Raw genomic sequence first — 14,640 nt, 5'->3', positions numbered from 1 at the left:
ACTGGTGAATCAAGTAAATATAAATTATAGTAACTTTAATTTAATTGTCAACAACATTATTGAATAAATTAGATTCGTGTGCAATTGACATACTACCGCCCGTCGTTAAAAAAACATGAAAAAAACGGTCACCTAGTGACCGTTTTGATCGGTTATCTGGAACTGCATTAAGTTTACTCTTTTACCCCTCCAAGCTGCAAGCCATGAACGAAATACTTCTGCAAAAATGGATATACGACTAAGATCGGTAATGCGGCAACAATCGTAATCGCTGCCCGAATAGATACAGGTGTGACCATGTTACGCGCAGCGCCAAGATCTGCACCATTGGCCACGGCTGCACTGCTGTTGGAATTCATAGAAGATGATAATAGTTTCATCAACTCATATTGCAGCGTGCTCAGGTTTTGTTTGGAAGATGCATACAAAAACGTATCAAACCAAGAGTTCCATTGACCGACTGCAATGAACAGTGCAACAGTAGCGAGAACAGGTTGGCACAGCGGTAGAATAATGGAAATGAATGTTCTGAAATCTCCAGCACCATCAATTTTGGCGGATTCGATCAATCCCTCCGGTAGTGTCTGGATATAAGTTCGAATAACAATCATATTAAAGGCACTGATCAGCCCAGGAATAATGTACACCAGGAAGTTGTTTAACAAATGCAAATCTTTCATTAGGAAGTAGGTTGGAATAAGACCTGCACTAAAATACATCGTAAGAACAACTGTAATGGTAATGGGCTTTCGTAATATATAATCTTTTCGGCTTAGTGTGTAAGCCAGCATGGAGGTTAAGAATAGACTTAAAACTGTCCCCAAAACCGTTCTCGCCACAGATATACCAAAGGCGCTGAAGATGGTCCCTCCTGCAAATACTGCTCTGTAGTTTTGATCTGTCCATACCCGAGGCCACAGATAAATCCCACCCCGGATGGTGTCATTACCGGCATTGAATGATACGGCGAGTGTATTCACAAACGGATACAGGGTAACAATCGCGATTGCGATCATCAGTATACCATTTAACGTATGGAAGACAATCGGTTCAAGCCGAGATTTATTGATTCCCATCTCTAGTCCCCCTTATATTAATCGGTCTTCCCCGAGCCGTTTGGAAATTGAATTCGCCGCAAAGATCAGCGTGATACTAACTACTGTTTTGAAGATACCTGCCGCAGTAGCCAAAGAATAATTCCCGATCTGTAGTCCGTATTTCAGGACAAATATATCTATCGTCTGTGACCAGTCGACAACCACACCATTACCTAACAGATACTGAACCTCGAATCCAGCTTCCAAAATCCAGCCCATATTCATGATCAGCAAAATGATAACAATGGATTTGATTCCGGGTAAGGTCACATACAGCATTTTCTTATATCGGTTCGCACCATCAATCTCTGCCGCTTCATAGAGGGAAGGATCGATAGACGTGATGGCCGCCAAATAAATAATGGCATTCCAGCCAACTTCTTTCCATACATGGGATGCGCCTACAATGCCCCAGAAGTATTCCGGAACGCTAAGCCACATGATAGGTTCTTGAATGATATGCAGCTTCATGAGCACCACATTCACAATCCCACCATCTACAGATAGTGAACTTGCAACGATACCTGTCACGATAATCCATGAGAGAAAGTGAGGTAAATACGAAATTGTTTGAATGGTTCGTTTATAAAACTTATGTTTGATCTCATTAAGTAAAATGGCAAATATAATTGCTGTCGCAAATCCGAGCACCATATTGATGACGCTCATCGCAATGGTATTACGAAGCACGTTAAGAAATGCATCGTCTGTTAGCAAAAACTTAAAGTGTTTGAGCCCGACCCATTCCTGCTGCGTGAAACTCTTCGCAGGACTGTAATTCTGAAAGGCCATAACCCAGCCCCAAATGGGATAATACGAGAATACGAGAATGTACGCAACGATGGGCAATGACATGAACATGAGTTGTCTTTGTCCGCGCAATCGTTTTAACAGTGGTGCTTTGGGAACGACTGTACGGGTAGTTTGCTCTGGTATGGCTCCAGGCGTGTTCGCCATCTTTCACTCCTCCTATTGGCTTGCAGCGACTTTAACATGATGTCTCGGAAGGCACTCGCCTGAGTAATCCTTTGGTTGATACCTTCCGAGAGAATCATTGCCGCATTTTTTTATTTAACAGACCAGTTCTCGATTCTCCATTTCAGTTGTTCATTAATCCGATCTTCATAGGATTTAACATCGATCTTCTTGTAAGCGTCTACGTATTCAGTCCAAATGTTATCGAACTCATTCGGTTTTGACATGATTGCTTTAGGCAAGAATTTCAATGAGGTGTCTGTCATTTGTTTGTTCGCTACCGCAGCATCAGAGCCTTCTTTCAGATCGACCTGCCATGCTGGATAGTACACTGGATTTTCTGGTGCAGGAGAGAAGAAGTCACTCCACGTTTTGAAGCCATATGCATCCAGAAGTTCTTTATCTTCCGGTTTGAGGTTGTCATAGAATTCCTCAGGTTGGTTGATCGCTCCAATTGCATTGCCATCTTCAAATGTTCCTTCGAGCTTCGGTGCAGCAGCGTAGAAACCTTCAGCTTTGTTGACCAATCTCCATGCTGGATCATCCTGCTCTGTCCGTTGCTCTGGTGTACGATAGAATCTTCCCTCTTCATTGACTTGATAGTCTACACCCTCTTCACCCCATGACAAGAGCTTCTGGTACTTCTCGTCCATAAGCTTATCGAGGAATTTGATGAGTGCGACAGGGTCTTCGGCATCTTTACTGATACCAAAACCATTGTTCAAGTTAATGACCGGACGATCCAGATAATGATCTGTGATACTTGTATCATAGACAAGCGGGAAGCCTACGTATGTCTGGCCAATTTTCCCCTGTGCTACGAGTGGGTCTTCGCCGGCTTGGAAATTCCAGTGCTGGTCGAACATACTAAGCACACGTCCCGAAGAAATTTTGGCCAGATATTGATCGTAGTTCTGAACAAAGGCTTCTTTATCCAGCAATCCCTCGTTGTACAGATTGTTTAGTTCTTTATAATACCGTTTGGAGATATCTTTGTCGGCAAACACGGTTGCGACTCCACTATCATCTACGACTACGCCCCCGTCGTTGGGGTGACCCGTAAGATGTTCAGGTGGGTTAAGCAAAGGGAACGTCCGCCAGTCTGAAGCCAATGTAGTGAAACCGATCGTCGGTTGACCATCAATCGTTGGATTCTTGGCTGCATAATCACGGACCAACGTTGTGAAATCATCCAACGTTTTAGGAGTTGGGTACCCGGCATCCTTCAGTATGGACTTTTGGATCCAGAATGCAGGACCAGAATAATAGTTACTAATGAACTCCCCTGTATACACTCCATAGTTAGGCAACCAGTAAATATGTCCGTCACTGGAATCTTTCATCCGGTTCCAGTCTTTACCGAAATGTTTCTTCAGATTAGGTGCATGCTCTTCAATGAGATCTTCGAGCGGAATAACCGCACCCGCTGAGACCAACTTGGTGTCTGCTGTGATCAGATCCGGGAAATCGCCTCCGGCAATCATAACGCCGAGCTTCTGTTGAAGATCACCCACAAGAAACTCCATCTCAAGATTAACGCCGAGTTCATCCTGGATCTTCTTGTAGATTCGGTTATCTTTAGCTGGCGCCTGATTTGGCGTTCCGATAAAGGCCGTGATGTTCAGTACCTCTTTCCCATCCTTTGTAGTCGCTTTCTCATTGTCACCGCTGCATCCTGCAAGTGCCAAACTCAAAGCCAGAACGAGTGATACGGAACCCCAAAGCTTCTTTTTCTTAAGTCCCCCCATGTACTTGCCCTCCTTGGAAGTGGTATGTCTTACTGTTTTTAGTATGAAGAAATGTATGCGGTTACAAAATATATACATTTAAGGTCTACCCCCCTGTAATTGTAGGTCTTATTCAGGAGGGGTTCTTCTTTTTCATCGATCAATTCGCATACTTTTGCCTGTATTCTACTGGTTTCATGGCTGTTCGTTTTTCGAAGTGTCTGAGAAAATGCTGGTAACTGCGGTACCCTACCTGCTCTGCAATCGCACTTGATGTTTGATTCGTCTGCTGGAGCAGACGCTTCGCTTCTTCCATTCTTAGATCATGTACTACCTCAATTACACCCTTACCATACTTTCGCAAAAAGGATTGCCCTAAATGGACAGGATTCACGTAGAATCGTTCTGCGAGCTCCTGGATCGTAAATGTCTCCCTGTAATGCATCTGCACATATTCAGCAACCGTCGCCTGGATGCCACCCATTTGTCTCTCCCGGAAAATAGCCAGTTCTGACTTGCATTGCAAACAGAAATGTTCCAGAGTGTTAGCAACCTCTTCTATATTTCGATGGCCCTTCTCCAGAATTCCGCTCGCCAATTCATTCATTAGAGCATTAGGTTCTCCTCCTAATTCTCTACACAGGGACAGTCCGCGGAATATAATATGGTTAGAGAAAATATGTACAATCTCTGGCGCAGCCTTCATCTGTACAAACAGTTCAAAAGCACTCCGAATTGCAGACGAGAGTTCCTCTACAGAACCGTTTTCAAGCAAATCGCAAATATGGTCCACTTCTGATAGCGTTTCCGGATCAAACTGCCAATTCTCCAGCTGAATATCTTCGGCAAACAAAAGACGCTCTTGATTAAAAAACAAATAACGCCCAACTTCCTGAGCGGAGCGGAAGGATTCAGATAAATGCTCCAGTTTGTTGACCGTTAATCCAACCGCGATATGAATATCTCCGCAGCCGTTATGTTGCATATTGTTCATCAAACGCTGGGTAAAAGCTTTAATTGCTTCAAACGTCTCATTTCTATTATTCGTTTCCTCCCCCCATACAAGTCCCAATGAGTCTCTTGTTCTATCTATCACATAACAGGAAGTTGTTTCTTCAGCCGTTTGTTCAACTACTGAACAGACTTCCTGAATATCTCCCTGAAAGGCTATCCGCAGGTATGCCCAATGGAACTTGTTTAAACGAGGAAAGAACTCCGACATCTCCTCCTCCGATATATTTTGCTTATCCTTAATCAGTGCAGTCAAAAACGCTTTGATCCTTTGCTCGTTTGCATGTTCCCGTATACGCTCCTGGGTTTCACGCTCCTGTAATTGCATACGGAGACGGACCAACATATCCTCTGCTTCTGTACTGTCAACCGGTTTGGTTAAATAATTGGAGACACCTAATCGAATAGCTTGTCTGGCATAATTAAAGTCACTGTATCCACTCGTGATGACAAACAGCACAGACTCATGTTCCAATCGTCGTGCTTCTTCTACAAGTTCCAGCCCATTCATCACTGGCATACGAATGTCTGTCACCACGAGATCAGGTCGATATTGTTCCATCATCCGAATGGCTTCCTCCCCGTTGGCGCACACACCTTTGATTTCAAAACCATACTTTTCCCAATTGATCAGAAGCTGTAACCCTTCAATGGCATACGGTTCATCATCGACTAACAGTACTTTGTACATGAGAGTTTACCTCCTATTTCCTCTGTTCCAGCTTGGAGATCGGTATACGGTACCCTGCAATGGTTTCCTTTCCAGGTACACTGCTTAGATCAAATATTGCATTTCCTTCATAAAAGAGTTCCAACCTGCGGTAGACATTACGAAGTCCTACATGCTCGCCGTTCCGAGGTCTTTCAGAACGAATATCTCGCAGGAGCTCGGTTAGTCTCCCTGCATCCATACCGATTCCATTATCGATCACCTGAATAACCAGTTCAGAAGCGTTTCGTCTCGCCGTTATCTTGATCTCTCTTCCATTTTTTCGCGCCTGCAAGCCGTGTTTACAGGCATTTTCGACGAGCGGTTGAATACTCATTCGGGGAATGAGCAACGAAGCTGCATCAGGATCAACCTCGAAGGTGTAATCGAACAGCTCTCCAAAGCGAAACTTCTCAATCTGGAGATAAAGATTCGTAAATTGCAGCTCTTCTTGCAAAGGAATCAGATTGTCAGAATGACTGAGCAACTGTCTCATCAACTTGGACAGACTTTTGATAATCTCAATTACTTCTGTATATCCATTCTTTGTACTAACGACCAGCAAGGCATTCAATGTGTTAAATAAAAAATGGGGATTCATCTGACTCTGGAGCATGGACAATTCAGTCCTCACTTGATCCAGCTCCAGATCTTTTTGACGGATTTCCAGTTTATATACGTCATTAATCAGCGTATGAATTTTACCAATCATGATGTTAAATGTACGAATAAGCCCGCCAATTTCGTCGCGGCCTTCGTGAATTTCAATGAGATCGAATCGTTCGTTACGAACCTTCTCCATATGTCTGGATAACTTGCGAATCCGATAGTGGTAGGAACGCAAAATAATATAGATCAATACAGAGGGGACCACGATACTTAATGCAAGCAACCCCAGAATTGACTTAAAGGCTTCTTGCAGCAGATGGTCAAGGTGACGCGTATCGGCAACTCCAATCAATTTCCAACCCTTTAGGTAGGCTAGATTCCCCAACGATTTTTCGAGCGTGTAAGCAGAATCTCCAGATTCCTTGAGCATTGATTCATTATCAAGGGGGGATAAGTCGGTTTCGCTGAATTCCCCACTTGAAACGACAGTTCGATTGTTGCTGTCCACCAGACGCAGCTGAAGACTGTCTGATTCACGATTTAAAATGCTATACACCCGGCTCAGTTCCAGATCAATCTTGGAATACTTGTTGTAATTGGCATAGGAAGTATAGGTATCCATTTTGCCAATCACACTGATTCTTCTTCCCGCGTTAAATCCGGATGGCTCAATATAATCAACGACAAGAATGCCCCCACTGGTGGATTTCAGCTGTTTCAATCCAGGGAGTACATTCTTGTCTTTCATCACGATATAATGACTGCCCGTCTGAATGGTATCGTTATCCGTATAGATACGCACCTCCAGAATATTCGCTGACATATACCGTGTTAATTTATCTCGCAGGAATGCATGGTACACGTTGTAATAATCAACGGGGGAGTGATAGGTCCGATCCAGTGCCTCATAGAGTGAATCGTCCGCTGCAATAATTCGGCTCAGAGCAACGCTCTCATCAATCATGCCAAGCAGTTCCCCCGCAGCCCTGTCGATGGATTTACGCAGATTTTCCTGTTCTCTAATCTTGATATCCGCAGAGGTTCGTTGATAAAAGAAGATATTAATCGTTATTACAGGAAGGAGAATACTAAGTACATAAATAAGCAGAAATTTGGATCGGAGAGGAATATCATTAACCTTACGGAACATCCAGAATTTATGACGCATATGATCACCCTTGGTTTTTGTTTTTATAGACTGACGGAAGCTCCCCTGTATGCGCTCTGAACTTTTGGGTGAAATATTCAGCATCATGATATCCTAGCCTGAATGCAATGTCAGTGATCTTCATATTGGTACGTCGCAGGAGTTTACGGGCCTCCTCAACACGAAGCTGGTGCACATAGTCACTGAAACTGACCCCCATCTCCCGCTTGAACTGTTGACCCAGGTAGGCAGAATTCACGTGAATTCGATTAGCTACATCTTGTAATTTAATTTTACTTCGATAGTGTTGCTTCAATTCATTCACTGCTTCTGAAACCAGCACTCCCGTACCCGTCTTTTGCTTCAATTCAGACTGGGAAAGTTGCTTGGACAGTCGAGCACACAAGTCTTGCAATGTGCCGGAAGACCAGCTCGCAGCCGCATGCCATTCTTTTTCACATAGTATTTCTCTGCAACCCTCTCTTTTTCCATATTTTCGTAGCAACTCCCCATGGATATATCGAATGACATGATGTATCCATTCCAGCGATACCTCTGCTTTCTCACTCTTCTCTAACAGTGCACTCACTGCAATATCGATGGAATACGTGTTTTCTGCTTCAATCAACGCCAAGATCTCTTTGGAGATGTTCATCATTTGCTCTAAATTATATTCTTCGCTTATCCGATATTCATTAAGATGATTGTCATAGGCTTCATCTGTAACCATGACTCCATTTTGCTGTTTTTGCTCATTTCTGCGTTTGTCCAGAGGTTCAATCATTTCCATAAGGATTTGATGAATTTCCTCGGGAACAAGAGGTTTAAGCACATACTGATCGACCTGATACCGTATGGCTTGCTTCGCGTAATTAAAATCCGAGTATCCTGTAACGATAACGATTTTAGAGGTATAGGCGAGATCTTCTCGCAAGGTGTGAATCAAACCAAGACCATCCATAACAGGCATTTGAATATCAGTGACGACAAGATCCGGTTCAACCGAGTTGAATAAAGCAAGTGCTTCCTCCCCATCCGTTGCCGTTCCGCAAAGTTCATATCCACAAGCTTGCCAGTCAATCATCGTTCTCCATCCTTCTAGCATAAACGGCTCATCATCCGCGACAATGACCTTGTACATTAGCTCACCTCTCTTTTATCCTTGATCAGCTGCATGTATTTTATCTATATCAATAGGCAGATTCCAGTTGTTCTGAAAACGCTAAACAGCAGAACAACAGCAGGATTGTTGTCTGCTCGCACAACTTGGAGAACAAAATTCCTACCAGTCTCATCGTCATTAATCAATAACATAGAACATGGTTCCATCGGACCGTACTATAAGAACGCTCCGATTGTAGCGAAGCGCCGGGAGAACAATTCAAGTGTAACGCTTACATTTTGGTACAACAACCTGTTAAACTATAGGTTTTCACCCGACAAAGTATAGGTTTAGCTCAGAAGTAATCTTTGTCAGGAGAAAGATTTTTCATTCTCCACGCACAATACGGAATCCTTGATCGGGACCAAAACCATTTGCATCAAATTTGCCTCGAAATGATATTTCATTGTTATTGACACCGCCGATCCAGCCTCCGCCTTTCACAACTCGCCAAGTTTGATTTGGACTCTCCGAATCGCTGTACCAGTCCCAGCACCATTCTCTCACATTCCCAGACATATCATAGATTCCTAACTCATTCGCCTTCTGAGTTCCGACTTTTTTGGTTTGATTACGATTGCTCTCAATAGCGGGCCAGCTCCAGTCACCCGTCAGAATGTTCTCGCCGGCATTTACCCAGTACCAAGCAACTTCATCAGGATTGTTACTTCCGCTGTATGTGTAATTTAAGCTCTTTTGACCTCCGCTTGCAGCGTATTCCCATTCTGCCTCTGTGGGTAAACGGTAACCGTTGGCGTCCTCGTTGATCGTTACATTCCATTTTATAGTGTCGTTTTCATTGTGATTATTCGTGTCCTGGTTGTCTTTATCTATATTGTAATAAGGTTTCAGGTTTTCTTTTATACTTTTTTGATTACAGTATTCCACTGCGTCATACCAGCTGACCATTTCAACAGGCAGGTCATCTCCCTTGAAGCCAGAAGGGTTTTCCCCCATAACCTCCATCCATTCTTTTTGAGTTACTTCGTATTTGCCAATATAGAAGGAATCCAGCGTTTCATTCCTATCAATCTGACTTTGCTTACTGCTCTTGAAGGCTCCCCCTTCGACAAATACCAAGTCATCGTTTACTGTGGTATTACTTGCTGAACAAGCACTCAGACTAACAACTATAGCGATTAAAGTTAACCATACCAGCTTCTTCATTCCATTATTCTCCTTTACTAGCTTAAATCCGGCAACGTTGAGGTCCGTTAGTCTGGAGAATAACGTTACTCAACGCTACCGGAAAATTGAATTTCAAATGCAGGTGCAGAAGTTGAACTGCATCACATCATTTTTACCAAACCGTCACGTTTGCGCTTCCGCTACTTTGATAACCTTCCGTTGCCATCACCTGATAGGACCAGCTGTTGCCTAAGTACATCCCTTTGCTCGCCCATGCATTCACATGATTACTGAACGTGATGGTAGAATTGACTCCGGTCGGTCTCTTGGACTGTCTAACACTCCAATATTGAGGGAAAGTCTGAGTACCATCAATGGAAGGTGCATTGTATCTCATCGTTGTATAGATGTCATATGTGCCGCCATCACTAGTCATCGAGCCCTTATACGTTCCGGTAGGACGATACGTTCCCCAGCTATCCACCACGTAATATTCAATTAGAGCGTTTCTAGTCCAACCATAGAAGGTGAGATAGCCGTTACCTGAAGGAGAGAATACGCCGGCATTATAATTGACCACTCGATTAGGCGTACCGTATGTCCACCCTTTCCCGACAACAAAGTTCCCGGTATTTTGCCAATTCACGCTGTAATTCCCGCCCGATCCATTCACGGCGTTGACCGTTCCTCCACCATCTGTCCAATTTTGCCAATAATCTGTTGCTGCGCTCGATGTGGCTGCGAAGACACCAAAACTCATGGCAGATGCGAGAACAACGGTTAACAATTTTTTGCTAAATTTAAACATAGATTATACCTCCCACTATAAAGTAATGTTTTCGCCTGTTTTCTCGTCCATTCGTAGATTTACAACTTCGACATCTTGGCTTGATGGGAGAATATTGGTTCAGAACCAGATTTTGCTGTAATGACCGGTGACGGGAACAGAGCTTGGACTCCATTTTTTATCCAAACTGTGGTCATACTTATGATCGCACAGTGGATCTCCACATCTCCCTCGGGGTTCACCCTCCCATGTCACGCGGGGTCATTGCCCTTACATTCCTTCGTTCTACCTGCCAAGGGGTGGAGGCCGATTCTTGCTCCTAAACGGGGTCGTTGCCCTTATGGAATGGTATTCTTCGGCTTCTCCGGTGCTTCAATTGTCTCGTTATACATCTGTGAACGAGTCGAGATTTCAGGCTATTGATTCTTTGAACTAAGCTGCAATCTGTTGTAACTGCGCTTGTCGTACAGGACCAAGAACTTCGTTTGCGTTGTACTCTATTTCCTTCGTCCCCAGCGTGTGCAGGACGCGTATCAGTTTGCCGCAGAGCGCGATTAGCGACTGTTTTTTCTTCAGCGGATTTTGACTTCGTGTTGTGAAATACTTGTGAAGGGCCTTGAACTCCTCATTCTTAGCTACCATTGGCATGACGCAACGGAACAATAGAGCTCTTAGTCGAGATCGTCCACGCTTGGTAATGCCAGTTTTACCCTTACGCTTACCAGAACTATTTTCTTTTAGATTCAAGCCCGCCAATCGGATGATTTGTTGTCCGTGGTCGTAATGACTCAAATCGCCAACCTCAGCCAGAAATCCTGCAACGGTAACCGCGCCAACGCCTGGGATATTCAACATCTGCGTTGTTCCCGGTATCTCACTTAAGATGTCCATGACCTGTTTCATGGTCGTTTCCACCTGTTTAGAGAAAAGCTCATACTGGTCGAGCAAGCTCAGAAGCTCCAGTCTCGCAGCTCGTAACCCTTCGGTAAGCCCGATGGATATCCCGGCTGTCGCAAAGAGCTTTTCCGCTCTCTTAATACCGACTCCGCGCTTCACTTCCGTTTTCCAGTGTGCGAGAACGCCTCTGGCGCCTGTAGAGACGATCTCTTCCGGTGTCGGAAACTGGCGCATGGTCATCAAGGAAGTTTTGCCTTCCCAATCTTTAAACACGCTCAAATACTCTGGAAAATAGCGGTCGAACCAATTATGCACACGTGCCTTGACTTGGTTTAAACTCACCATAACCTTCTCACGGAAATTCATGAGGATGCGTAGTTCGGCATATTCCATTGCCGGCAATTTGGGCTCCGAGTACTTCCCGTTTCGAATGAGATCTGCAATGACTTTGGCATCCTTATAGTCACTCTTCGTCGGCGAGTTATCCTCAAGTTCCTTGCTCTTGTTTACGTGATGCGGGTTCACAATGACGATCTTGATATCTCGAGCTTGCAGAAAAGCGGCTAGCGGAAACCAGTAGTGCCCGGTAGGCTCGATTCCGAAAACAATGTCCGTTTTCAGATGAACCTCCTGAAGTTCTTTCATCCATGTTACTAGCTTCGTTAACCCTTCCTGATCGTTGTGGAACACGCAGTCTTTTCCTAATTCAATGCCACGGAAATCTACCGCTCTAGCTACGTGAATCTTTTTAGCAATGTCTGCTCCAATGACTAGCGTTTCTTCCGTAATTCGCGTAATCCGTTGATTCTGTTTCTGTTTCATCTTATACTTCATTATGTGCGCCTCTTTTCGTATGTGGGTATTGTTCTTGTCCGGAACAACGATTCCCAGTATACTAGAGGCGCATTTTTCATTCAAAGCTCAAATTACTTCATTACAGGAATGGCTCCTGATATTTTAATAGATTTGGTTGATGCTACAATCCGATATGAATGTTCTTCAGCAAATTCACTTGAAAAGACGTTGCGAAAACAGATACAGATCGTTCTTCCACACGGGCCAATCATGTCCTCCACTTTCCTCATGCCAAATATGAGGTACTCCGTGTTGCGCCAGATATTGGTGAACCCCAAGACTAATCTCTATAAGATTGTCCTGTTCACCGCAAGAGATCCATAACAGCGAGAGTAATGAAGGCGCTTTCGAAAGATCAGGGACAAGTAGCTCCGGACTTCTGGTGTTTGGGGCTGCGGAGAAAGCACCGATCCATGCAAAATGGTCTAGATTACTTAATCCGATATTTAAGGATTGACCTCCGCCCATGGATAAACCAGCAATCGCCCTTTTGTCCCGGCTTTTATGCAAAGGGTAGTTCGACTCCATGTAAGGTATCAAATCGTTGAGCAGATCGGATTCAAACCGTTTGAATGCTTTGATTTTCTCAGGTTCAAACAGGTCTCCTTCGGCTCGGTCATTCGACATTGCGCGACCGTTGGGGAAAACAATAACCATCGGCTCAAGCAAATTATCGTTGTACAGATTATCGAGAATAATTTGCGGAGAACCATGAGTATGCCATTCTGTTTCGTCTCCACCAATACCATGCAAAAGAAAAAGTACAGGATACATCGTTGTCGAAGAAAATTCTGGTGGGGTGTACACCATCGCTTTACGGGAATTGCCAACCGTGGTGGAAGGATACTCTACCGTCTCCATGACTCCACGTGGTATATTCTCCCGATACTGGTCATATCCCGTTACTGCTGGTGAGATCAATTCCATTCTCTTTTCCTCCGAACATATGAGTGACTATCAGTCTTCAGTTAATCCACATAGCCAAAACCCAGAATTGTGAAGCATTTATGTTCATGACCTTCCGCCATTTCGATCTCGATGGAGTGCTCCCCCACATGCTCTTCGTTAAGCAGAAGTGTGGCATGGCAATGGGTCCAGTTCACTTGACGCGGATCGACTTTTTGGACGAATACCCCATCTACCTTGATATGTGCAGTTCCGAATTCATCGTTACCAGAATCCTTGAAGATCAGAATGAGGCGTTTGCACTGCAAACTTATCCGAAAGCTGTTCTGATCCTCTTTTCCCTCTCCTGTACGCATCCAGTTGTTGGGGAACTGAGGTGTACCATAGTCATGAGCATCCATCTCAGCCATCTGCAGATCCGTGTCCGTTTTACAAAAAGAGCCTGCATCGATTCGGGCAATATTATTGCCGTTTTTCCGATCCAACAGCTTCACATTAACAAATTCATTTCCAATTAGCGGAGCTTTTTCAATATCATGATCTTTCTCATCCCACTCAGAACGATTCGTCACGTCGAACAAATATTCCAAACAATCGGCCATAATTCGATGCCCTATGTTAGTTGGATGATATATATCATGGAAAAATTGCTTTTTGGAAATAACGTTGCCTTCACCTTTTGTCTTGCTGAACTGATCTACGACAGCATCTTTCACACTTACCATTGGCAGATCATAATGCCAGCCTACCGGAGCGAGACGATCCTGTAGATTCCAGTCATTTTCGAATACACTGAATAACAAGATGACCGCTGGCTTGTTATCGGCAGTAAGTGCTTTGAGCACCAGACTTTCGTAACATTTACCTTGGGTTTCATCATCCGCGTCATTGACTGCGAATTCGATTATGACAATATCCGGCTGAACGGCACCTCCCCTCAGCACATCACGATCATAACGTACAATCCCCAGTTCTGAAGGAGTTCCACCCACACCTGCTTTAATCAGATGAATCGGACTATCTTTTGAAAGCGCAAACATAAACTTGAACGACTCATACGACCGATATGCGTAACTTTGGAGATGAATAGGTACTGCACCAGCACCATGAGTAATGGAGCCTCCAATATAAGCGATAACGACAGGTTCGCCGTTTTTTGCCTTCTCAATGGCTCGTTTTAATCTGACATTATTCCCTTTGTTCAGAAGAGATCGGCCAATCATGTCGCGATATCCATGTGACTCAAAATCAATTGCGGGTTTGACTGCCGACGCTGTCACTCCAACTGGATCGCGCGGTGCAGTGAATTCTGTGTTTTCACCTGCATCTCCTGAATCCTGGAGCATAAATCATCATCACATCCTTCCGGTTAGATTCTGACCATCCTCAAACAACATTTAAAGAATCACAGCTTGTATTATTAGATCAGATGTGATCCTTCTCCCAAAGTGTATCCCTTACATAATTTTACAACAACCTGACAAAGTATAGGATTTTAACCAATATATCATTTTAATTTGAGTAGAATTACATGCAGATCAGAACACCTATAATTTTTCATGTAAACGCTTTAATTTGTATACTATTTCCATGTTATAATTTTGAAAAACCGCATTGATGAAGGAGGATA

General features: G+C 43.9%; 11 protein-coding genes. All 11 read right to left on the bottom strand.

Features of this window, described 5'->3' with window-relative positions:
• Positions 1 to 173: 173 nt before the first annotated feature.
• A complete protein-coding gene (locus MKY66_RS14810) occupies positions 174 to 1,076 on the bottom strand; it encodes a carbohydrate ABC transporter permease (protein ID WP_017688457.1) in 903 nt (300 codons plus the stop codon).
• 12 nt (positions 1,077 to 1,088) lie between these two features.
• Entirely contained in the window at positions 1,089 to 2,054 is a 966-nt protein-coding gene (locus tag MKY66_RS14805; protein ID WP_083657036.1) for an ABC transporter permease subunit, read from the bottom strand.
• Between the two features lie 110 nt (positions 2,055 to 2,164).
• A complete protein-coding gene (locus MKY66_RS14800) occupies positions 2,165 to 3,820 on the bottom strand; it encodes an extracellular solute-binding protein (RefSeq protein ID WP_076210828.1) in 1,656 nt (551 codons plus the stop codon).
• A 139-nt stretch (positions 3,821 to 3,959) separates the two neighbouring features.
• Positions 3,960 to 5,501, bottom strand: a complete 1,542-nt coding sequence (locus MKY66_RS14795) for a response regulator (RefSeq protein ID WP_076210838.1) — start codon at positions 5,499 to 5,501, stop codon at positions 3,960 to 3,962.
• A gap of 13 nt (positions 5,502 to 5,514) precedes the next feature.
• The gene (locus tag MKY66_RS14790) at positions 5,515 to 7,296 is read right to left on the bottom strand and encodes a sensor histidine kinase (RefSeq protein ID WP_076210840.1); all 1,782 of its coding nucleotides are present in this window, start codon (positions 7,294 to 7,296) and stop codon (positions 5,515 to 5,517) included.
• A gap of 4 nt (positions 7,297 to 7,300) precedes the next feature.
• On the bottom strand, positions 7,301 to 8,416 hold the full coding sequence (locus MKY66_RS14785; RefSeq protein ID WP_076210842.1) for a response regulator: 1,116 nt from the start codon (positions 8,414 to 8,416) through the stop codon (positions 7,301 to 7,303).
• Between the two features lie 348 nt (positions 8,417 to 8,764).
• Positions 8,765 to 9,604 (bottom strand): SUMF1/EgtB/PvdO family nonheme iron enzyme, encoded by an 840-nt coding sequence (locus MKY66_RS14780; RefSeq protein WP_076210844.1) that lies wholly within the window; start codon positions 9,602 to 9,604, stop codon positions 8,765 to 8,767.
• A gap of 133 nt (positions 9,605 to 9,737) precedes the next feature.
• Entirely contained in the window at positions 9,738 to 10,373 is a 636-nt protein-coding gene (locus MKY66_RS14775) for a glycoside hydrolase family 11 protein (protein WP_076210846.1), read from the bottom strand.
• 411 nt (positions 10,374 to 10,784) lie between these two features.
• A complete protein-coding gene (locus MKY66_RS14770) occupies positions 10,785 to 12,071 on the bottom strand; it encodes an IS110 family transposase (RefSeq protein WP_339805241.1) in 1,287 nt (428 codons plus the stop codon).
• A gap of 186 nt (positions 12,072 to 12,257) precedes the next feature.
• On the bottom strand, positions 12,258 to 13,031 hold the full coding sequence (locus MKY66_RS14765) for an alpha/beta hydrolase-fold protein (RefSeq protein WP_074095076.1): 774 nt from the start codon (positions 13,029 to 13,031) through the stop codon (positions 12,258 to 12,260).
• Positions 13,032 to 13,072: 41 nt separating this feature from the next.
• Positions 13,073 to 14,356 carry an SGNH/GDSL hydrolase family protein gene (locus MKY66_RS14760; RefSeq protein WP_076212116.1) on the bottom strand — a complete coding sequence of 428 codons (1,284 nt, stop codon included), beginning with the start codon at positions 14,354 to 14,356 and terminating at the stop codon, positions 13,073 to 13,075.
• Positions 14,357 to 14,640: the final 284 nt, after the last annotated feature.

It is taken from the genome of Paenibacillus sp. FSL R5-0766 (assembly GCF_037971845.1).
Taxonomy (GTDB): Bacteria; Bacillota; Bacilli; order Paenibacillales; family Paenibacillaceae; genus Paenibacillus.
This window is presented reverse-complemented; position numbering and strand designations above follow the sequence as displayed.